Origin of the sequence: Metapseudomonas boanensis (assembly GCF_018704125.1) — a bacterium.
In the GTDB taxonomy this organism is placed as follows: domain Bacteria; phylum Pseudomonadota; class Gammaproteobacteria; order Pseudomonadales; family Pseudomonadaceae; genus Metapseudomonas; species Metapseudomonas boanensis.
Window position 1 is genome coordinate 117370 of the sequence record NZ_JAGTIS010000009.1, and the last position, 19476, is coordinate 136845.

Annotated in this window: 20 protein-coding genes; 9 read left to right on the forward strand and 11 right to left on the reverse strand. The window is 62.9% G+C overall.

Annotated elements, in window-relative coordinates:
* The first annotated feature begins 88 nt into the window (after window positions 1–88).
* The gene (locus J7302_RS16925) at window positions 89–1033 is read left to right on the forward strand and encodes an alpha/beta hydrolase (RefSeq protein WP_215377312.1); all 945 of its coding nucleotides are present in this window, start codon (window positions 89–91) and stop codon (window positions 1031–1033) included.
* 36 nt (window positions 1034–1069) lie between these two features.
* Here J7302_RS16925 and J7302_RS16930 read toward each other — a convergent pair whose 3' ends face one another.
* Window positions 1070–1837: a DUF2059 domain-containing protein gene (locus J7302_RS16930; protein ID WP_215377314.1), complete on the reverse strand. Its 768-nt coding sequence runs from the start codon at window positions 1835–1837 to the stop codon at window positions 1070–1072.
* 219 nt (window positions 1838–2056) lie between these two features.
* On the opposite strand from J7302_RS16930, the gene J7302_RS16935 reads away from it, so the two are divergent.
* The 3 genes from J7302_RS16935 (at window position 2057) to J7302_RS16945 (ending at window position 3766) form a co-directional block, all read left to right on the forward strand.
* Window positions 2057–2677 carry a 2OG-Fe(II) oxygenase gene (locus J7302_RS16935; protein WP_215377316.1) on the forward strand — a complete coding sequence of 207 codons (621 nt, stop codon included), beginning with the start codon at window positions 2057–2059 and terminating at the stop codon, window positions 2675–2677.
* Between the two features lie 85 nt (window positions 2678–2762).
* Window positions 2763–3254, forward strand: a complete 492-nt coding sequence (locus tag J7302_RS16940; protein ID WP_215377318.1) for a DUF523 domain-containing protein — start codon at window positions 2763–2765, stop codon at window positions 3252–3254.
* Between the two features lie 80 nt (window positions 3255–3334).
* The gene (locus J7302_RS16945; protein WP_215377320.1) at window positions 3335–3766 is read left to right on the forward strand and encodes a DUF4399 domain-containing protein; all 432 of its coding nucleotides are present in this window, start codon (window positions 3335–3337) and stop codon (window positions 3764–3766) included.
* A gap of 177 nt (window positions 3767–3943) precedes the next feature.
* Here the strand turns inward: J7302_RS16945 and serA are convergent, their stop codons facing one another.
* Window positions 3944–5173 (reverse strand): phosphoglycerate dehydrogenase, encoded by a 1230-nt coding sequence (gene serA / locus J7302_RS16950; RefSeq protein ID WP_215377323.1) that lies wholly within the window; start codon window positions 5171–5173, stop codon window positions 3944–3946.
* Window positions 5174–5351: 178 nt separating this feature from the next.
* On the opposite strand from serA, the gene J7302_RS16955 reads away from it, so the two are divergent.
* The 4 genes from J7302_RS16955 (at window position 5352) to J7302_RS16970 (ending at window position 9130) form a co-directional block, all read left to right on the forward strand.
* Entirely contained in the window at window positions 5352–6743 is a 1392-nt protein-coding gene (locus J7302_RS16955) for an FAD-binding oxidoreductase (protein ID WP_215377325.1), read from the forward strand.
* 255 nt (window positions 6744–6998) lie between these two features.
* On the forward strand, window positions 6999–7664 hold the full coding sequence (locus J7302_RS16960) for a fumarylacetoacetate hydrolase family protein (RefSeq protein ID WP_215377327.1): 666 nt from the start codon (window positions 6999–7001) through the stop codon (window positions 7662–7664).
* 89 nt (window positions 7665–7753) lie between these two features.
* Window positions 7754–8698 (forward strand): SdiA-regulated domain-containing protein, encoded by a 945-nt coding sequence (locus J7302_RS16965; RefSeq protein ID WP_215377329.1) that lies wholly within the window; start codon window positions 7754–7756, stop codon window positions 8696–8698.
* 84 nt (window positions 8699–8782) lie between these two features.
* The gene (locus J7302_RS16970) at window positions 8783–9130 is read left to right on the forward strand and encodes a NirD/YgiW/YdeI family stress tolerance protein (RefSeq protein ID WP_215377331.1); all 348 of its coding nucleotides are present in this window, start codon (window positions 8783–8785) and stop codon (window positions 9128–9130) included.
* A 143-nt stretch (window positions 9131–9273) separates the two neighbouring features.
* On the opposite strand, the gene J7302_RS16975 is transcribed toward J7302_RS16970, so the two are convergent.
* The 7 genes from J7302_RS16975 to J7302_RS17005 all read right to left on the reverse strand — a co-directional run bounded on the left by J7302_RS16975 (window position 9274) and on the right by J7302_RS17005 (window position 17339).
* Window positions 9274–10305 (reverse strand): histone deacetylase family protein, encoded by a 1032-nt coding sequence (locus J7302_RS16975; RefSeq protein WP_215377333.1) that lies wholly within the window; start codon window positions 10303–10305, stop codon window positions 9274–9276.
* A gap of 27 nt (window positions 10306–10332) precedes the next feature.
* Window positions 10333–11724, reverse strand: coding sequence for an APC family permease (locus J7302_RS16980; protein WP_215377336.1), 1392 nt, complete (start codon window positions 11722–11724; stop codon window positions 10333–10335).
* 460 nt (window positions 11725–12184) lie between these two features.
* A complete protein-coding gene (locus tag J7302_RS16985; protein ID WP_215377338.1) occupies window positions 12185–13228 on the reverse strand; it encodes an ABC transporter substrate-binding protein in 1044 nt (347 codons plus the stop codon).
* Between the two features lie 28 nt (window positions 13229–13256).
* Window positions 13257–14045 (reverse strand): ABC transporter permease, encoded by a 789-nt coding sequence (locus J7302_RS16990; RefSeq protein WP_215377340.1) that lies wholly within the window; start codon window positions 14043–14045, stop codon window positions 13257–13259.
* Window positions 14042–14956, reverse strand: coding sequence for an ABC transporter permease (locus J7302_RS16995; protein ID WP_215377343.1), 915 nt, complete (start codon window positions 14954–14956; stop codon window positions 14042–14044). Before J7302_RS16995 ends, J7302_RS16990 begins: the two co-directional genes overlap by 4 nt.
* A complete protein-coding gene (locus J7302_RS17000; protein WP_215377345.1) occupies window positions 14953–16002 on the reverse strand; it encodes an ABC transporter ATP-binding protein in 1050 nt (349 codons plus the stop codon). The genes J7302_RS16995 and J7302_RS17000 overlap by 4 nt, the downstream gene beginning before the upstream one ends.
* Window positions 16003–16322: 320 nt before the next feature.
* Entirely contained in the window at window positions 16323–17339 is a 1017-nt protein-coding gene (locus tag J7302_RS17005) for an AraC family transcriptional regulator (protein WP_215377347.1), read from the reverse strand.
* Between the two features lie 125 nt (window positions 17340–17464).
* Here J7302_RS17005 and J7302_RS17010 point away from each other — a divergent pair, with 125 nt between their 5' ends.
* Window positions 17465–18382 (forward strand): SdiA-regulated domain-containing protein, encoded by a 918-nt coding sequence (locus J7302_RS17010; protein WP_215377349.1) that lies wholly within the window; start codon window positions 17465–17467, stop codon window positions 18380–18382.
* Here the strand turns inward: J7302_RS17010 and J7302_RS17015 are convergent.
* Complete coding sequence (locus tag J7302_RS17015; RefSeq protein ID WP_215377352.1) at window positions 18379–18711, reverse strand: YegP family protein; 333 nt, start codon at window positions 18709–18711, stop codon at window positions 18379–18381. The genes J7302_RS17010 and J7302_RS17015 overlap by 4 nt on opposite strands.
* 85 nt (window positions 18712–18796) lie before the next feature.
* Window positions 18797–19468, reverse strand: coding sequence for a ribose-5-phosphate isomerase RpiA (rpiA, locus tag J7302_RS17020; RefSeq protein ID WP_215377354.1), 672 nt, complete (start codon window positions 19466–19468; stop codon window positions 18797–18799).
* Window positions 19469–19476 lie beyond the last annotated feature (8 nt).

Consider the following 19476-nt stretch of genomic DNA (forward strand, 5'->3'; position numbering starts at 1 on the left):
CACGTCGCGATGCGCAGCAGAATATCGTCAGCCAATCAGGGCGCCAGGATGCCCTGTGGATATCGTTACTTAGCCGATGGAACCCCCAATGCTCGAGACCTTCCAACCCGACCTGCTGCGTTCGATGCTGCGCCCATTGGCCGCAGGGCCTGCCAACTTGCGGCAGGCCAAGGTCTACCAGGCCTACTACGGGTTGGATTTCGCCCAGAAGCATCTGGGGCTGCGGACGAGTCTCGGCTGCCTCCAGGTCGGCGGCTACTCGGTGGTCACCCAGTTGTGGTGGCCGGCAGGGGCCCACGCCAGCTTGGTGCTGCTGCACGGCTATTACGACCACATGGGCCTCTACCGCCACCTGATCGACTGGGCCTTGGGCATGGGTTTCGCAGTGCTGTCCTGCGACCTGCCCGGGCACGGTTTGTCCAGCGGCGCGCGGGCCAGCATCGGAGACTTCGCTGAGTATCAGGCCACTTTGGCGGCCCTGCTGGGCGAAGCCGAGGCGCTGCAGCTGCCGCAGCCCTGGCACCTGGCCGGACAGAGCACGGGCGGCGCTATCCTGCTCGATTACCTGCTGACCGGCTCGCCGCGCGAGGAGCTCGGCGAGACCCTGCTGTTCGCCCCCCTGGTGCGGCCACGGGCCTGGGGCTGGTCAAAGCTCAGCTATCACCTGATGCGCCCCTTCGTCGAGGGCATTCCCCGGCGTTTCAGCGTCAACTCCAGCGACCCCGAGTTCATCGACTTCGTCCATCACCGCGACCCGCTACAGCCGCAAACACTGCCTACCGCCTGGGTCGGCGCGCTGGCCCGTTGGGTCCCGCGTATCGAGGCGGCGTCCCGTTCGAGTCGGCGCCCCTTGGTGGTCCAGGGGGAAGGTGACATGACGGTGGACTGGCAGCACAACCTTGAGGTGCTGGAAGACAAGTTCGATCATCCTGATGTGCTGATGCTGCCGGGGGCCGGTCACCATCTGGTGAACGAGTCTCCTGCCTATCGCCAGCGCTACTTCCAGTTCCTCCGGGAACGGCTCGGCCGATAGCTCGGGCACTGCGGCGATTACGCGACCCCGCGCTGCTCAGTAGCCTTGCTGCACCGGCGTCAGGCTTGATGCGTCCTGGCCGACCGCCAAGCCTGCGCGGACTGCGGCCAGGGCGGCCTGATAATAGGCCTTGCCATCGGGCGACTCGGCGAAGGTGACGAATTCCTCCAGCTCCAGGTCGGACAGGTCGCGGTAAACGTAGAGCAGTGTGTTATCCAGATCGTTGCCGATCTGCTCCATCAGCCGCTGGCGCTGACCATCGATCATGCCTTGGGTCTGGTCGCCACCGAGCAGGCCGGGGAGCATCTGGCTCAGACTGTCGGCGGCGACGCCGGCGAGGGCCAGGCTGACCTCGGCCCCAGCCTCGCGGGCGGGCAAGGCCTGGGCCAGGTGGCGGACCAGCAAGCGCCGGGTGGCGCTGGCCTCGATGCGCGGCAGGCCGCCGGTATGCATGGCTAGCTGGTCGCGACGCGTGGCCAGGACCTCGGCGGCGATGATCTTGCGTCCCAGGGGTGACTGGAAGAACGTCAGGGCCGGACGTGGATCGTTCAACTGGTTGCGCAGGGCTGTCTGCGCGCGCTGGTCGATGGCTTGGGGTTGGAAGCGGCGATTGCTGTTGTCCACCAGCGCCTGGTAAACGGCCGGCGGCAGCGTCTGCTGATAGCGCTGCTGGGCCGCTGCCAGGGCATCGTTGAAATGCGCGCGTTGGTCTGCCCAACCGGCGGCCTGGTAGAGGCTGGCATGATCGTCAGCCAGGGCGGGAAGGCCAAGCAGCAGCAGGGCAACAGTGAAAAGCAGGCGCATGGAGTCTCCTTGATGGCGCAATCCACAATACCCATGGGACTCGGGCAGGATAGCCTCGGTTCGGTAGAGGGCGGGTCTATCGGACGGACGATAAGCGGCTGTCAGGCCCAGGCGGAACGAGCGGCTATTTTCAGCGGACTCGAGCCTTATTGTCGATACGACAGAACGCTCCTCGAGCTATGTCGGACAAGTCCTACGCACTGGTAGAATGGCGCCATCATGACGCCCCCCTTCGACACTTCGATCTTCACCCAAATCAGCGGTGATCTGGCCCGATGCGGCTGGTCGCACCACGCTGCTGTGTTGCCTGCCGAGTTGGTCGTCGCCCTGGCTGCCGAATGCCGCACTCGGGCAGCCGAAGGCGACCTCACCCCCGCAGCGGTTGGCCGCGCCGATGGTCAGCAGGTACGCGAAGGCATCCGTGGCGACCGGATCGACTGGCTCGACGCCGGGCAGTCCATGGCGAGCGACGCCTACCTGAGTCTGATGGACGAACTGCGGCGGGTGCTCAACCGTGAGCTGTTCCTTGGCCTGGAGGATTTCGAGTGCCATTTCGCCCTCTATCCTCCAGGCGCGTATTACCAGAAGCACCTGGACCGTTTCCGCGACGACGATCGCCGCGCGGTCTCTGTGGTGGCCTACCTCAATGCCGACTGGCACGAGGAGCACGGCGGAGCCCTGCGCCTGTACCTGGGCGAGGGTGAGTGTGATGTACCTCCGTTGGGTGGCAGCCTGGTGGTGTTCCTGTCCGCAGAACTGCCACATGAGGTGTTGCCGGCCACGCGCGATCGACTCTCGTTGACCGGCTGGTTCCGCCGACGTGGCGGCGGGCCGTTCTGATGGCGATCATTGCCCCCAGACCCGGAAGGTACTGCGCAGGTCGGTGATGTGTTATCCGGCCGAGTGGACCCTTGAGGAGTTGAGAATGCAGAAGATCCTGGTCAGTCGTTGCCTGCTCGGGCAGCGGGTGCGTTATGACGGCGGCACCCACGGCCCGTTCGGCCCGCTGGAGCGCTGGCAAGCCGAGGGGCGCATCGTGCCGCTTTGCCCCGAAGTCGCGGGCGGCTTGCCGACGCCGCGTGCGCCGGCAGAAATCCCCAGCGGCCAGGGTGCTCGTGTGCTTGAGGGCGAGCTGCCGGTCATGACCGATGACGGCCAGGATGTCACCGCCGAGTTCGTCGCTGGGGCGCGGATCGCCCTTGATCTGGTGGCCACCCACGGCATCCGCATGGCGGTGCTCAAGGCGCGGAGCCCGTCGTGCGGTAATCGTGAGAACTATGACGGCAGCTTCAGCGGGACCCGAGTGGCGGGCGAGGGCGTTACCGCAGCCGCCTTGCGCAGCGCCGGAGTCGAAGTATTCAGCGAGGAAGAGCTGGACGAGGCAGTGGCCCGCCTCGCGGAGCTGGACAAATCTTGATACCGCTGCATCGGCATCGGGGCTGAACCATGCGGGGAGAGAACGGTCTGGAATGGGGCTCATACAACATGGAGAACGTTATGAGAACTTTGCCTTACCTGGGCCTTGCGACTCTGCTGGTCGGGACTTCAGCGACTGTCCTTGCGGCCATTCCGCGAACGCCTGCACCCGAGGGGGCGCAGGTGTACTTCATCGAGACGCAAGATGGTGCGACCGTGGGCCAGACCTTCACCGTCAAGTTCGGCCTCAAAGGTATGGGCGTGGCGCCTGCTGCCGTCGATGCGCCCGCTACGGGCCACCATCACCTGCTTATCGACCTGAATGATGAACCCGCGATGGATATGCCGCTGCCGATGACCGACAACATCCGTCATTTCGGCAAGGGCCAGACGGAAACCCAGTTGACGCTGCCGCCCGGCAAGCACAGCCTGCAACTGCTGGTCGGTGACAAGAACCACGTCCCGCTGGATCCGCCGGTGATCTCCGAGAAGATCACAGTGATCGTGCAATAAAGACACTCATCACTGGCAAGCCCGGAAACGGGTTGTCGTGTGAATTCATTCGCAATGAACCGCTCGGCAGTTCTGGGCAGGCCTTCGGCTTGTTTCGCGAATGAATTCGCACCTGCAAGGCGACAAAGCAAAGAAAAAGGGAGGCCTAGGCCTCCCTTTTTCAATCACGAAGGGTGCTTAGAACAGCACGCGGCTGCGGATGGTGCCGTTGACGTGTTGCAACTTCTCCAGCGCGAGGTCGGAGTACTCGGCATCGACGTCGATCACCACGTAGCCCACTTTCTCGTCGGTCTGCAGGTACTGGCCGGAGATGTTGATGCCGTTGTCGGCGAACACCTTGTTGATCTCGCTCATCACGCCCGGCACGTTCTGGTGGATGTGCAACAGGCGATGCTTGCCCGGGTGCGACGGCAGCGCCACCTCCGGGAAGTTGACCGAGGACACCGAGGTACCGTTGTCGCTGTACTTGACCAGTTTCTCGGCCACTTCCAGCCCGATGTTGGCCTGGGCTTCGGCGGTGGAACCACCGATGTGCGGAGTCAGGATCACGCGGTCCAGGCCACGCAGCGGGCTCTCGAACTCTTCATCGTTGGACTTGGGCTCGACCGGGAACACGTCGATGGCGGCGCCGATCAGGTGTTCGTCCTTGATGGCCTCGGCCAGGGCGTCCAGCTTCACCACGGTACCGCGGGCGGCGTTGATCAGGATGCCGCCCTTCTTGATCGCGCGGATTTCCTTCTCGCCGATCATCCACTGGGTGGAAGGCAGCTCAGGCACGTGGAGCGAGACGATGTCGGACATGCCGAGCAGCTCGTGCAGGTTGCCCACCTGGGTGGCGTTGCCCAGCGGCAGCTTGGTCACGGTGTCGTAGAAGAACACCTGCATGCCCAGCGCTTCGGCCAGGACGGACAGCTGGGTACCGATGGAGCCGTAGCCAACGATGCCGAGCTTCTTGCCGCGGATCTCGAAGGAGTTGGCAGCAGACTTGATCCAGCCGCCGCGGTGGCAGGAGGCGTTCTTCTCCGGAATACCGCGCAGCAGCAGGATGGCCTCGGCCAGCACCAGTTCGGCAACGGAGCGGGTATTGGAGTACGGGGCGTTGAACACCGCGATGCCGCGTTCGCGGGCGGCAGAAAGGTTGACCTGGTTGGTGCCGATGCAGAAGCAGCCCACCGCGATGAGCTTCTTGGCGCAGTCGAACACCTCGTCGGTGAGCTGGGTGCGCGAGCGGATGCCGATGAAGTGTGCGTCGGCGATCTTTTCCTTCAGTTCTTCACCCGAGAGGGCGCCCTTCAGGTACTCGATGTTGGTGTAGCCGGCGGCCTTCAGGGTGTCCACGGCGTTCTGGTGGACGCCTTCGAGGAGAAGGAACTTGATCTTGCTCTTTTCGAGAGAGGTCTTGCTCATCTGCGTACCTATGTATCCCGGTAAAAATGACGAAGCGGGCCGTGGGGCGGCTACCCGGAAAATCGGCTGAAGCGCACGATTCGCGGGGTGCGTATGCTAGCATGAACTCCTTTTTCCTTGCTCGGTTGCGACCTGAATCGTTCTCAGGGCGACCATGAATGATTTGAGAGTTCCGCTGATGACCAACACTGCCCTGATCGAAGAGCTGAAGACCCTGGTTGAACCCGGAAAGGTCCTGACCGACGCCGAATCCCTGGATGCCTACGGCAAGGACTGGACCAAGCATTTCGCCCCAGCGCCGCTGGCTATTGCCTTCCCCAAGACCGTCGAGCAGGTGCAGGCCATCGTGCGCTGGGCCAACCAGCACAAGGTCGCGCTGGTGCCTTCGGGCGGTCGTACCGGCCTCTCCGCGGCTGCGGTTGCGGCCAATGGCGAGGTGGTCGTGGCGTTCGACTACATGAACCAGATCCTCGGCTTCAATGAGTTCGACCGCACTGTGGTCTGCCAGCCGGGCGTGGTTACCGAGCAGCTGCAGAACTTCGCCGAAGACAAGGGCCTCTACTATCCGGTGGACTTCGCCTCCGCCGGTTCCAGTCAGATTGGTGGCAACATCGGGACCAATGCCGGCGGGATCAAGGTGATCCGTTATGGCATGACCCGTAACTGGGTGGCTGGCATGAAGGTCGTCACCGGTGCTGGCGAACTGCTGGAGCTGAATCGCGACCTGATCAAGAACGCTACCGGCTATGACCTGCGCCAGCTGTACATCGGCGCTGAGGGCACGCTGGGTTTCGTGGTTGAAGCGACCATGCGTCTGGACCGTGCGCCGAAGAATCTCACCGCCATGGTGCTGGGTTCGCCCGACCTCGACTCGATCATGCCGGTGCTGCACGCCTTCCAGAGCAAGCTGGACCTGACTGCCTTCGAGTTCTTCTCCGATAAGGCCATGGCCAAGGTGCTGGCCCGTGGCGACGTGCCGGCCCCATTCGAGACCGAGTGCCCCTTCTATGCGCTGCTGGAGTTCGAGGCTGCTTCCGAGGAGATCGCCAACGATGCCCTGGCTACTTTCGAGCACTGCGTGGAGCAGGGCTGGGTGCTGGACGGCGTGATGAGCCAGAGCGAGCAGCAGCTGCAGAACCTGTGGAAGCTGCGCGAGTACATCTCCGAGACCATCTCGCACTGGACGCCATACAAGAACGACATCTCGGTGACCGTTTCCAAGGTCCCGGCCTTCCTGCATGACATCGACGCCATCGTCGAAGCCAACTACCCGGACTTCGAAGTGGTCTGGTTCGGCCACATCGGCGACGGCAACCTGCACCTGAACATCCTCAAGCCGGACAATCTCACCAAGGACGAGTTCTTCGCCAAGTGCGCGACCGTCAACCAGTGGGTATTCGAGACCGTGCAGAAGTACAACGGCTCGATCTCCGCCGAGCATGGTGTGGGCATGACCAAGCGCGACTACCTCGGCTACAGCCGCTCGGAGGCCGAGATCGCGGTGATGAAGGCGATCAAGGCGGTGTTCGATCCCAACGGCATCATGAACCCCGGCAAGATTTTCAACTGAAAGCTACTGCGCTCGGCCAGGTGTTGTTGAAAACAGGCTCGGACAGCAGGCTCGCCTGCTGAAGCCCGAAAGGGCGGCCCGAACGAACGGAGTGAGCACTGCTCATACAGCTCGTAAACGCCGCTTCCTCGCCAGCTTTACTCGCTGGCGCTCGTCCTTCGGGCCCGCTTACGGCTGTTACTTCCGATGGTCGTTTCGCCTAGCCTGGCCTTCGCTCGTCACGCTTTCAGATTTGCGTCCAACAGGAGTCGGTCAATGAGCTACCAGCATCACTACGTCGATGGCACCCCGATCCACTACTCCCTGGGCAAGGTGGTGTGCGTCGGCCGCAATTACGCGGAGCACGCCAAGGAGCTGAACAACCCGGTACCCACCGAGCCGCTGCTGTTCATCAAACCGGGCTCCTGCGTGGTGCCGCTGGCCGGCGGCTTCAGCATCCCAGAAGACCGCGGTGCCGTGCACTATGAGGCGGAAATCGCCGTACTGATCGGCAAGCCGCTGTCGCGCCGCCCGGATGCCGAGGAAGTGCGCGATGCCATCTCCGGTTTCGCTCCGGCACTGGACCTGACACTGCGTGACGTCCAGGCCAAGCTGAAGGAAAAGGGCCTGCCCTGGGAAATCTCCAAGTCCTTCGATGGTGCGTGTGTGCTTGCGCCCTTCATCCCGGGAGACGCCATGGAGGATCTCGGCGACATCGGCATTCGCCTCAGCATCAATGGCCAAGTGCGCCAGGACGGCAACAGCCGCGACATGCTCAACCCCATTCTGCCGCTGATCCAGCACATGGCCGGGCATTTCAGCCTGCAGCCAGGCGATGTGATCCTGACGGGCACGCCGGTCGGTGTCGGGCCACTGGAAAAAGGCGACACGCTGGTGCTGGAGCTGGTCGGCCACACTGCCTTTGAAAGCCAGGTCATCTGAAGCAGATTCGGACCGGTGGGAAGTGCCTTCACGGAACTTTCACAAGGCTCGGGTTATCTCTTGCCGACTTATTGATCGAGTAATAGCCGATGGCCCTCACTCTCCCGCAGTTCAATCGCCGTAGTCGACTGCTTCTCGCGCTGGCGGGCGCTTTCATCGGCTGCGTCGCCCTGACGCGCTACATGCATTGGGATGACCGTGCGCTGGTCTGGCTCGGCGAACAGCAGCTGACGCCGCAGCAGAGGGCCGCCAGCATCTGGCTGCCGGGCTACAAGGCGGTGTTGCAGGGCAAGCCGCTGGCAGGCCTGGAAGAGGACGAGACCTCCGACCTGGCCTACAACCCGGTCACCGGCACTCTGTTCACCGTGACGGGCAAATCGCCAACGCTGGTGGAAATCAGCCGTGAGGGCGAGGTACTGCGGCGCATTCCACTCAAGGGCTTCTCCAACCCCGAGGGGGTGGCGGTGCTGGAGGGCGGCCATGTGGCGGTGACCGACGAGCGTCGGCGCACCCTGACCATTTTCGAGCTGGACCCGCAAACCCGTGAGCTGGCTGTCGGACAGGCACCGGATTTTGACCTGGGCTTCCCTGATTCGGGCAACAAGGGTTTCGAAGGCATTGCCTGGGACCCGGCCCAAGGTCGTCTGCTGCTGGGTAAGGAGCGTGGCCCTACGGCGATGTTCAGCCTGGGCAGCGACGGTAGTCGGGCCTTGGGCGAAGCGCTGCGCCCGCTGCCCAGTTACGGGTTGGGGATGCGCAACCTCTCGGCCCTGAGCATCGATCCGCGTACCGGCCACATCCTGGTGCTCTCCGCGCAATCCAACCTGCTGCTGGAACTGGATGAACAAGGTCAGCCTGTCAGCTTCATCAGCCTGCTGGGTGGTTTCAACGGCCTCGACAAAGGCATTCCGCGTGCGGAAGGCGTAGCCATGGATGAAAGTGGCGATATCTACGTCGTCAGCGAGCCGAACCTGTTCTACGTCTTCCGCAAGCAGCTGGTGGCGAGTGTCGATTCGCATCTTGCGCCCAATTAAGGTTGGGTTAAGGCGCCTTTAAGCCTGAATTCAGTGAGGCGCCATAGCCTGATCCCGTCTTCCAAACGAAACGGGATCAATCCTATGAAAGCTCGATACCTTGCTCTGTTGACCGCTCCGCTGTTCTCCACTGCCGTCCTGGCGTCCAGCTATACCGGGCCGGGCGCCGCCGCCCAGATTTCCACTGTAGCCGCAGCCCTGGAGGCTGCCGACGATGCGCCTGTGGTGCTGCAGGGCCAGATCGTCCGCCGCCTGAAAGGCGATATCTACGAATTCAAGGATGTCAGCGGCACCATCAAGGTCGAGATCGATGACGAGGATTGGCCGCCGCAGGCCATCGACGACAAGGCTACCGTCAAGCTGACCGGTGAAGTGGACCGCGATCTGATGGGGCGCGAGGTGGATGTCGAGTTCGTCGAACGGGTGAACTGAGCCGCGCCGTCGTTACCAGGAATGGTGGAGGAGCGAGCTTCGCTCGCGAATGACCCTGGCAGAGGGCTTCGCGAGCAGAGCTCGCTCCTACGATGGCTGTTCCGGAGAAGGATGCAGCGCCGCTGCCCCCTCGGGTGCCTTTCTCAAGCCACGCTCTCGAACCCCTGCAGCACATTGATCGCGTTGATGCCGATTTCCTCCACCGCATATCCCCCTTCCATCACGAAGAGCGTCTGCAGGCCCAGCTTGCCGATGATCTCGCCCATGCGCAGGTAATCCGGGCTGTCCAGCTTGAACTGCGAAATCGGGTCTTCCTTGAACGTATCCACGCCCAGCGACACCACCAGCGCGTCCGGGCCGTACTCGGCGATGCGCCGGCAGGCGTCGTGCAATGCCAGGCTCCAGACTGACCAGTCGCTGCCTTCGGCCAGCGGGTAGTTGGTGTTGAAGCCTTCGCCTGCGCCCAAGCCTTTTTCGTCGGCGAAACCGAGGAAGTAGGGGTACTCGAAGCGCGGGTCGCCGTGGATCGAAGTGAAGAGCACGTCGGCGCGGTCGTAGAAGATGTCCTGGGTGCCATTGCCGTGGTGGTAATCCACGTCCAGCACTGCGATTCGCTTGGCGCCGGCGTCCAGCATGGCCTGGACGGCGATGGCGGCGTTGTTCAGGTAGCAGTAGCCGCCCATGTAGTCGGCGGCGGCATGGTGGCCCGGAGGGCGGCACAGCGAGAAGACCCCGCGTACGCCCTTGCGCAGCTCGACCTGGCCGCTGAGGGCCACGTTCGCCGAGCTGGTGATGGCCTGCCAGGTACCGGCAGTGATGGGGGCGCCGGCATCGAAGGAGTAGTAGCCCAGGCGCCCGTCGATGTCGGTGGGCTCCAGCTGGCGCAGACGCCTGGTCGGCCAGGCGATGGGCAGCATGTCGTGGCTACGGCCCTTGGCCTGCCAGTCGCTCCAGGCGTGCTGCAGGAAGTTGACGAACCCTTCGCTGTGCACCCGCAGGATCGGTGACAGACCGAAGTCTTGCGGCGCCTGGATGGCGCCCAGATTCACCGCGCGGGCCCGGTCCAGCACCATGTCGGCGCGGCTGGGCTTTTCGAAGCAGGGGGTGAACTGGCCGCCGATCAGCTCATGTTTGCCGTGGTGCAGGTGGTGGTCGTCGGAATAGATCGTCAGCATCGGCATCTCCTCGGGGTGTGTAGGGACTCAATCGACTTCGGAGAACTGCACTTCAGGGGCCTTGCGCCGAAAGCCGCGGGTCTGGATCGCCAGGTAGGCGAAGCCTAGAGCAAACCAGGCGAGGCCAATGACCAGGGTCAGGCCGGCCAGGCTGGTCCAGAGCCAGGCGATCAGGCTGAAGCCGAGCAGCGGCAGCAGGCCGTAGCGCAGCAGGTCGCCGGGCTGACGCTGGCGGTCACTGAAAAGGTAGCTGCGAATCACCGCCAGGTTGACCGCCGAGAAGGCGACCAGGGCGCCGAAGCTGATCATCGAGGCAAGGGTCGTGAGGTCGGTGACGATGGCCAGCAGCGAGATGGCCGAGACGATCAGGATGGCCGTGGTCGGCGTGTGGAAGCGCTGCGACAGGCGGCCAAATACACGCTCGGGCAGGATGCCGTCGCGACCCATGCTGAACAGGATGCGTGATACCGAGGCCTGCGAGGCCAAAGCAGAGCCCGCAGCACCGGCCACGTAGATCGCGGTGAAGAAGGCCTCGAGGAACTGGCCGCCGGTCGTCAGCATTACTTCGGTGGCTGCGGCGTCGGCGTCCTTGAAGGTGCTACCCGGGAAAACCAGCTGGCTAACCATGGCCAGGATGACGAACAGCGCACCGGCGCCGACCGTGGTGATGACGATGGCTCGGGGAATGTCGCGCTTCGGGTCGCGAGCTTCCTCCGCCAGGGTGGATACCGCATCGAAGCCCAGGAACGACAGGCACAGCACCGCAGCGCCAGCCATCAGCGGCGCGAGCCCTGGCTGGCTGCCGTCGCCCAGGAAGGGCGTCATCAGGTCGATTGGCTGGCCGGCCAGGGTCTTGCCGGCCAGCGCCAGGAATACCACCACGAACACCGCCTGGGCGGCGACGATCAGGTTGCTCATGCTGGACACCGAGCTGATGCCTAGAACGTTCAATGCGGTCACCAGGCCGATGGCGCTGAGTACGAACACCCAGGCCGGTACCTCGGGGAAGGCAATGTTGAGGAACAGGCCGATCACCAGGTAATTGATCATCGGCAGGAACAGGTAATCCAGCAGCAGCGACCAGCCGGCGAGAAAACCGACGGCAGGGCCGAAGCTTTTGCTGGTATAGGAGTAGGCCGAGCCGGCAATGGGGTAGCGGCGGACCATGAAGCCATAGGACAAGGCGGTGAAGATCATTGCCAGCAGCGTCACTACGTAGGCTGCTGCAGTGCGCCCACCAGTCATCTCGGTGACTACGCCATAGGTAGTGAAGAGAGTCAGCGGCACCATGTAGACGAGGCCGAAGAACACCAGGGCGGACAGGCCGAGTACGCGGCGCAGGGCTGTACCCTGGGCGCTGTGGGTAAGGGGGGCGGGTTGGCTGAAATCAGTGCTGAGACGGGCGGATTGGGTCGCCATGGTTCTCTCTCCGAAGCTGAACTGCGCGCCATGGTTGGGCGCCTGGGTCGCGGTACGCGCGATCCCTGCGGGGTGCGGTGGTGCCGGTTCCGAGCGCATCCGGCAGTGCGCGGGCAGTCAGTAAGGGGGTGGCGTCTCGTGGGCGACGGAGGAGAAGGGCAGGAGCTGGGTGGGGCGGGGATGCGCTTGGGACATCGTTATCTCTTCTCTAGCGATTGTTCTTGTTTGAAAGGCATCGTTCGAGCGGTGCCTGCTAGTCGCTTGCGATTCGATTCTGTCAGCGCAGCCCTGGGTGCAGAACCCCGCAAAGGGTCAAAAAGGGATTAATGTGGCCAATCTTGATGGCCGGCTGTTTCTATTCACTCCAGGCTGCCGCCAATTGCCCCTCTCCCTTTTGGAGAGAGGCAGGTCGGGATCGCACGGAGTCATTTGCAGGTCAGGAAGGGGGAGGCCGTGTTGCTTATTTCTTCAGCTTGGTCCACACCTTGCTGCGCAGGGACAGGGCCTTGGGCGAGCAGAGCTTGAAGGTCTTCAGGCGGTCCAACTTGTCCTGCGGGGTGTTGATGGCCGGGTCGTCGAACAGTTCCTTCTCCATGAACTTGTCCGAGCCTTCAATGGCGTTGTTGTACTTGGCGAAGTTGGAGGCGGCGGCGATGTTCTCCGGCAGCATCATCCAGTTGATGAAGGTGTGGGCCTCTTCGACGTTCACTGCATCCTTGGGGATGACCAGGTTGTCGATGAAGACGTGGATGCCTTCCTTCGGATAGACATAGACCAGGCTGTCGCGCTGGGCGTGGGCGCGGTGGAAGGCGCCGTTCCACTGTTGGTGCATGGCTACTTCGCCTGCGGCCATGCGCTCGATCGTGCCATCGCTGTTGTACATCGCCAGCAGCGGTTTCTGCGCCAGCAGCAGGTCCTGGATCTTCTTGGCTTCCTTCGGGTCTTCGGTGCACTGGTCGATGGCCAGGTAGTGCGAAGCAGCGATGTACAGGTCCTCGATAGAGTTCAGCGCGACCACCTTGCCTTTCAGCTCGGCTGGCGGCTCGAAGAAGGGTTTCCAGCTTTCATCCAGTTTGCCGCCGGGCACCTGCTTGCTGTCGTAGCTGTAGCCGGTGGTGCCCCAGAGGTAAGGCACGCTGTAGTCGTGGCCGGGGTCGAAGCCGAGGGTCTGGAAGTTGGGTTTGAGGTTCTTCAGGTTGGGCAGCTTGCTCTTGTCCAGTTTTTGCAGCAGGCCGTCGCCGGCCATGATCTGGATGAAGCTGTCCGATGGCACCACCACGTCGTAGGCGCCACCGCCGGCCTTGAGTTTGGCCAGCAGGGTCTCGTTGCTATCGTAGGCATCCAGGGTGGCCTTGATGCCCGTGTCCTTCTCGAATTTCTTCAACAGTTCCGGCGGGTAGTAGTCGGACCAGTTGGCGAAGTGCAGGGCGCCGGCGGCCTGGGCCGTGCCGGTGAGGGCGGTGGCGAGCAGGATGGCAAGCGCAAGCGGGGTTCGGCGGGTCATGGTCAAGCTCCTTGCTGGTCTTGGTGGGTCAGCGCTTGCGCTGCCCGATGTAGTAGGACAACGCAACGAACGCGATAGAAATCACCAGGATAATGGAGGATATTGCGTTGATCTTCGGGGATATTCCCATCCTGATCGAGCTGAAAATGTACACCGGCAGCGTGGTGGCACCGGCCCCGGCAACGAAGTAGGTGATGACGAAATCATCCATCGAAATGATGAAGGCCAGCATGGCGCCGGAGAGGATGCCGGGCATCAGCAGCGGGAAGGTCACCTTCCAGAAAGCCCGCCAGGGCGAGGCATAGAGGTCGGCGGCAGCCTCGGCCAGGCGCGGGTCCATGCCCTCCAGCCGCGCACGGATCGGCAGGTAGGCAAAGGGAATGCAGAACACCACGTGGGCAATCAGGATGGTGAACAGCGACAGCTTCAGGCCGATGAAGGCAAAGAACATCAGCGTGGCCACTGCCGTGACGATCTCCGGCACCAACAGCGGCAGGCCGAGCACTCCGCTCATCAGCGTCTGTCCACGGAAGGCGTGGCCGCGCATGCCGAGGGCCGCGAGGGTGGCCAGGGTGGTTGCGATGAGGGTGGCGAACGTGGCGACGATCAGCGAGTTCTTCGCCGCACGGACGATTTCAGGGTCGTTGGCCACCACCGAATACCACTTGAGGCTGAAGCCTTCCCAAATGGTCGCCGACTGGCCGCCGTTGAAGCTCAGCACCACCAGCACGATTATCGGCACGTAAAGGAAGGCGAAGAACAGCCAGGCGGTCGGCCGGACGCCCGTGAAGCGCCAGAGCGGATTCTGCATGGTCATGGGTGTCCTCCGGCGGTGGGCTGCTTGAAGCGCAGGTTGTACAGCAGCATTGCCAGCAGGACGAAACCGAGCAGGGCGAAGGACAGCGCTGCACCCAGCGGCCAGTTGTGCGAGGCACCGAACTGCAGCTGGATCAGGTTGCCGATCATCAACGACTTACCGCCCCCCAGCAGCTCCGGGATGATGTAGTTGCCCAGCGACGGGATGAACACCAGGATCGCGCCGGCGACGATGCCCGGCATGGCCAGCGGCACGATGACCCGTTTCAGCGCCTGGAAGCGGTTGGCGCCAAGGTCGAAGGCAGCTTCTACCAGGCGCCAGTCGAGCTTTTCCAGGCTGGTGTAGATCGGCAGTACCATGAACGGCAAGAAGGTGTAGAGCAGGCCGATGACTACGGCCACGTCGGTATAGAGCAGGCCCAGCGCGCCGTCGGATAGCCCGAATACGCCCAGGCCGCTGTCGATCAGGCCGCCGTTGCGCAACAGCAGGATCCAGGCATAGACGCGTACCAACAGGTTGGTCCAGAACGGCACCGTGACCAGGAACAGCAGCAGGTTGCGCCGGCGCTCGCTCTGCAATGCCAGGTAAAGGGCGGTGGGGAAGCCGATCAGCAGGCAGCCGACGGTGGTCAGCACCGAGAGCCAGAACGAGCGCTGGAAGATCTGCAGGTAGTCGGTGTTGAACACCAGGCTGTCGTCCAGGTCCCGCTCGTAGAGGAAGTTGACGTAGGCCTCCAGGGAATACTGGTCCCACTTCACGCCGCCGTAGTCACCGGGGGCGAGCACCGAAACCAGGAACATGATGCCTAGCGGCACTACCAGGAAAACCAGCAAGGCCAGCATCGCCGGGCTGGTCAACAACAGGCGCCGGTGCAGCTGGCGGACTGCGGCCTGTTCGCGCAGCGTGCTCATTCGGGCAATACCCGAATGGCTTCGCTGGGCACTCGCACCCGCACTTGTTCGCCAGCGGCATAAACGGTCAGTGCACCGTTGCGGTTCTGGTGGCGCACGCGAAAGCCGCTCTGCCCGGCCACTTTGAGGTGATAGACCGTGTCGGTGCCAACGTAGACAACGTTCTCCACCTCGCCCTGCAGGTTGCCCTGCTCGTCGAGGCTGGTGCGTTCGGGACGGATGGCCAGGGTCACGGTGCCGCGCGTCGGGCTGAAGGCGCTGAGCAATTGCCCGTCAGCCAGCATCACGCCGCGCTCCAGGGCCTCACCTTCGAGAAAATTGGTCTCGCCGATGAAGTCGGCCACCGTTCGGTTGAGTGGCGCTTCGTAGATTTCCGTCGGGGTGCCCACCTGGAGAATGCGGCCTTTGCTCATGACTGCAATGCGGTCGGACATGGTCAGGGCTTCTTCCTGGTCGTGGGTGACGAATATGAAGGTGATGCCGGTCTCGTGCTGCAAGCGCTTGAGCTCGATCTGCATCTCCTTGCGCAGCTTCTGGTCCAGCGCCGAGAGGGACTCGTCGAGCAGCAGCACCTTGGGCTGGTTCGCCAGGGCACGGGCCAGGGCGATACGCTGCTGCTGGCCGCCGGAAAGCTGGTCGGCGCGGCGCCGGCCGACGTCCGGCAGCTTCACTAAGTCCAGCATGCGCTGCACGGTCTGGTCGATCTTGCTGCGCGAAAGGCCGCGCATCTCCAGGCCGAAGGCGATGTTCTGGGCCACGGTCATGTGCGGGAACAGCGCATAGCTCTGGAACACGGTGTTGACCGGTCGGCGGAAGGGCGGCAGGCCTTGCATGGGCTCGTCGTAGAGGCGGATTTCACCTGAGCTCGGTTGCTCGAAGCCGGCGATCAATCGCAGAAGGGTGGTCTTGCCGCAGCCGGAAGGGCCGAGGAGGGTGAAGAACTCGTTGGCGCGGATATCCAGAGAAACATCGTCGAGGGCGCGCACGCCCTGGCCAGGATCACCGAACTCCATGTATACACGGTCGATGCTGATCGCGCTGGTCATGCTGATCACAAGCTCTGAGGTTTGTTCTTATTGGGCTCTTTGAATGGTGATGAAGCGGCCCTTGTTTCGTCCGATTCTGTCAGCAGGTTAGATGGCAAAAAACGATAGTTCAGGTCAAAAGGGGATAAATTCGGCCAAGTTGCGAACTTTGATGGCGGCGCAATAGAGGCCGTTCTCCGGGGCAGGTCCTGTATTGTGGGGGGTGAACTCATTCGCTAAGGGCGAAGCCGCCGCTTGGGCTACCGCAGGCCAGACCTGTGGCCTGCAAAGCGATTGAAATCGCCCCACAGTCTTGTCCCCTCCCTCAGAAGAGCGCTTGGCTACCGGCGATAAAGACTTGGCGACTGGCCGCTCCAGCGCTGGAAGGCATGACGGAAGCTGGCCGTCTCGCTATAGCCGAGCTGCTCGGCAATCAGGTAGATCGGTAGGTCGGTCTGGATCAGCAGCTGGCGCGCCTTGTCATAGCGCACCTCATCCAGCAGGCGCTGGAAGCTGGTGTTCAGCCGCTGCAGGTGGCGTCGCAGGGTCCGCTCGGAGCGGTGCATCTGCCGCGCCACGCTATCCAGGTCGCAGGCGTCGCGGAGGTTGCCGGCCAGGTGTTGGCGAATCTGCTCAAGTACGTCATGCCGGCTGTTCAGCTGGGCGTCCAGTTTCAGGCATTGCTGCAGGCCGTAATGGCTGGTGACCGGGTCGGCAAGGGGCAACGGCTGCGCCAACAGGGCCGCATCGAAGCAGAGAGCGGTGTGCGAGGCGCAGAACTCGACCGGACAGCCAAGCTTCTCTGCATAGCTCGCGGCATGCAGTGGTGGGCGATACGACAGGCAAACCCGCCGTGGCTGGACCACCTTGCCGAGCAGGTCCTGCAGCACGGTGAGCAGCGAAGTCAGGCACAGTTCGCTGTTGAACACAGTCAGCTCTGGGGCGTAGCGGTACCCGCTGGCGACCAGGCGTGCTTCATCGCCTTCCGCTTCCAGGCTGAGCTTGAAATAGGTGCCGAGCAATGCGGAGTGGTCAAGTGCGAGGTTCAGGGCATCGCGCAGGGTGCGGCTGGCGAGCATGGTGTAGCCCAGCATGCCGTAAGCGGAAACATGCATGCGCAGACCCAGGAACAGACCGAGCGCCGGGTCGCGGGTGCAGGCCAGGGCATTGGCAAACACCCGCAGCTCCTGGGCGTGGCTAATCAGCTTGTCCGGGGTGTCGAGGTCGCAGCTTGCCACTCCGCTGCCTTCCAGGAGTCGCGGTGGAGAGATGCCACTATTGGCGAGGGTGTCGATTGCCAGTGCGATGGTGTGCAGGGTGGTCAGTGCCCGCTCTTCCGGTAGCAATGAAACAACCATCGATCGTCCCCTTTGATAACGCATTTCTCACGCTGTACTGATGCAGGGCGTTAAGCTTTGGTTCAGGTATAGCCGCAGCGCAGTCTGTATCCTCGTCGCGCTCTGAATAGCCGAGTCTCAAGCTGATGCGCTCATTTCTGACCCCCAGGCAGCTGGCCGCTGCGTTCTCTCTTCTCATCCTCGGGCTGCTGGTCACCGCCGCCCAGCAGTTCCGCCTGTTCGAGCGAGGCTGGTTCGTGCTGCAAGAGTGGCGCCATGCTGCCGAGTGGCGGGACCGCTCGATCTGGCTGCCGGATTACCGCGTGGCAATCGAGGCGCGCCCGATCGAGGGACTCGACGACGTTTCCGCTCTAACCTACGATCCCGATCGCCACAGCCTGTTCACCGTGACCAACCAGCATTCTGAGCTCATCGAACTATCGCTCGATGGCCATATCATTCGCCGCATCACGCTGGTTGGCTTCGGCGATCCGGAGGCTATCGAATACATCAGCCCCGGCATGTACGTGATCACCGACGAGCGTCTGCAGCGCCTGATCAAGGTGAAGCTGGACGAGAACACCCGCTCCATCGATGCCAGCCAGGCGCAGCAGCTTTCCCTGGGGATTGGTCTTTCCGGCAACAAGGGCTTCGAGGGTCTGGCCTACGACACCGCCGGGCAGCGCCTGTTCGTGGCCAAGGAGCGCGATCCGATGCGCATCTATGAGATTCACGGCTTCCCCCACACCAACCCGGAAAAGCCCATTGCCGTGCATGTGGTGGATGATCCCAAGCGCGATGCGCGGCTTTTCCTCCGCGACCTGTCCAGCCTGCAATATGACGATCGCAGTGGGCATTTGTTGGCGCTTTCTGACGAATCGCGGCTGGTGCTGGAGCTGAACGCTGAAGGCCGGCCGATCAGTAGCCTGTCGCTGTTGCGTGGCATGCAGGGCTTGCGCAAGTCCGTGCCGCAGGCGGAAGGGGTTGCCATGGACAACGACGGCAACCTCTACCTGGTCAGCGAGCCGAACCTGTTCTACGTGTTCCGTAAACAGACAGACTAACTTTCGTCGGTCAGAGTGGCGCCCGGCGCACTGCTGATCACCGATTGGATGCCTTGGCTGGCACTGGCTTCGCTGGTGTACTGCTGACTCTGGCCGATCACCTGGCCGTTGGTGGCCTTGAGCACGAAGTAGTGTTTGCCATTGCTTGCTGCCTTGGTTTCGAAGGCGCCTTCGCGGAGTGCGTTCTTGCGCACCGACTCGATGCCGTTGAGGGCGGAGTCCTTGGCCTTGTACAGCTCGCTGGTGAGGACGATTTCGCCGTTTCCGGCCCTCAGGTTGAAGTGAAACTGGCCATCGCTGGCTTTTTTCAGGTGGAATTTTCCGGCCATCGGGCACCTCCAGATTGTGTGGCAGGTAAACGGCGCGAAGAGGCGCCGTAGCCTGTAAATCTAGACGGTTTCCGGAAAGCCGGAATCAGCGCGTGAGGGTCTTCACGCCGTCCTTGGTGCCGAGCAGCAGCAGGTCGGCCGAACGCACGGCGAACAGGCCGTTGGTGACCACGCCGACAATGTTGTTGATCTGCTCTTCCAGTTGGCTGGGGCTATCGATGCGCAGGTTGTACACATCGAGGATGATGTTGCCGTTGTCGGTCAGCAGGCCTTCGCGGTAGACCGGGTCGCCGCCCAGCTTCACCAGTTGACGGGCCACATGGCTGCGGGCCATCGGGATTACCTCGACAGGCAGCGGGAAGCTGCCGAGCAGCGGTACCAGCTTGCTCTCGTCGGCGATGCAGATGAAGGTCTTGGCCACGGCCGCGACGATCTTCTCGCGGGTCAGCGCAGCGCCGCCGCCCTTGATCAGCTCCAGGCGCTCGTTGCTTTCGTCGGCGCCGTCCACGTAGAACTCCAGATCGCTCACGCTGTTCAGGTCATACACCGGGATGCCGTGGCCTTTCAGGCGCTGGGCGGTCGCTTCGGAGCTGGCCACCGCGCCGTCGAATTCCATCTTGTGCTTGGCCAGCAGGTCGATGAAGAAGTTCGCGGTGGAGCCGGTGCCAACGCCGATGACGCTCTTCTCATCGAGCTTGGGGCGGATATGGTCGATGGCGGCCTGGGCAACGGCTTGCTTGAGCTGGTCCTGGGTCATTCTGGGGT

Excerpts from the sequence above, each read along its gene's own strand:
- J7302_RS16925 (WP_215377312.1), top strand. The coding sequence starts at position 89 with ATGCTCGAGACCTTCCAACCCGACCTGCTGCGTTCGATGCTGCGCCCA.
- J7302_RS16930 (WP_215377314.1), bottom strand. The coding sequence starts at position 1,837 with ATGCGCCTGCTTTTCACTGTTGCCCTGCTGCTGCTTGGCCTTCCCGCC.
- J7302_RS16935 (WP_215377316.1), top strand. The coding sequence starts at position 2,057 with ATGACGCCCCCCTTCGACACTTCGATCTTCACCCAAATCAGCGGTGAT.
- J7302_RS16940 (WP_215377318.1), top strand. The coding sequence starts at position 2,763 with ATGCAGAAGATCCTGGTCAGTCGTTGCCTGCTCGGGCAGCGGGTGCGT.
- J7302_RS16945 (WP_215377320.1), top strand. The coding sequence starts at position 3,335 with ATGAGAACTTTGCCTTACCTGGGCCTTGCGACTCTGCTGGTCGGGACT.
- serA (WP_215377323.1), bottom strand. The coding sequence starts at position 5,173 with ATGAGCAAGACCTCTCTCGAAAAGAGCAAGATCAAGTTCCTTCTCCTC.
- J7302_RS16955 (WP_215377325.1), top strand. The coding sequence starts at position 5,352 with ATGACCAACACTGCCCTGATCGAAGAGCTGAAGACCCTGGTTGAACCC.
- J7302_RS16960 (WP_215377327.1), top strand. The coding sequence starts at position 6,999 with ATGAGCTACCAGCATCACTACGTCGATGGCACCCCGATCCACTACTCC.
- J7302_RS16965 (WP_215377329.1), top strand. The coding sequence starts at position 7,754 with ATGGCCCTCACTCTCCCGCAGTTCAATCGCCGTAGTCGACTGCTTCTC.
- J7302_RS16970 (WP_215377331.1), top strand. The coding sequence starts at position 8,783 with ATGAAAGCTCGATACCTTGCTCTGTTGACCGCTCCGCTGTTCTCCACT.
- J7302_RS16975 (WP_215377333.1), bottom strand. The coding sequence starts at position 10,305 with ATGCTGACGATCTATTCCGACGACCACCACCTGCACCACGGCAAACAT.
- J7302_RS16980 (WP_215377336.1), bottom strand. The coding sequence starts at position 11,724 with ATGGCGACCCAATCCGCCCGTCTCAGCACTGATTTCAGCCAACCCGCC.
- J7302_RS16985 (WP_215377338.1), bottom strand. The coding sequence starts at position 13,228 with ATGACCCGCCGAACCCCGCTTGCGCTTGCCATCCTGCTCGCCACCGCC.
- J7302_RS16990 (WP_215377340.1), bottom strand. The coding sequence starts at position 14,045 with ATGACCATGCAGAATCCGCTCTGGCGCTTCACGGGCGTCCGGCCGACC.
- J7302_RS16995 (WP_215377343.1), bottom strand. The coding sequence starts at position 14,956 with ATGAGCACGCTGCGCGAACAGGCCGCAGTCCGCCAGCTGCACCGGCGC.
- J7302_RS17000 (WP_215377345.1), bottom strand. The coding sequence starts at position 16,002 with ATGACCAGCGCGATCAGCATCGACCGTGTATACATGGAGTTCGGTGAT.
- J7302_RS17005 (WP_215377347.1), bottom strand. The coding sequence starts at position 17,339 with ATGGTTGTTTCATTGCTACCGGAAGAGCGGGCACTGACCACCCTGCAC.
- J7302_RS17010 (WP_215377349.1), top strand. The coding sequence starts at position 17,465 with ATGCGCTCATTTCTGACCCCCAGGCAGCTGGCCGCTGCGTTCTCTCTT.
- J7302_RS17015 (WP_215377352.1), bottom strand. The coding sequence starts at position 18,711 with ATGGCCGGAAAATTCCACCTGAAAAAAGCCAGCGATGGCCAGTTTCAC.
- rpiA (WP_215377354.1), bottom strand. The coding sequence starts at position 19,468 with ATGACCCAGGACCAGCTCAAGCAAGCCGTTGCCCAGGCCGCCATCGAC.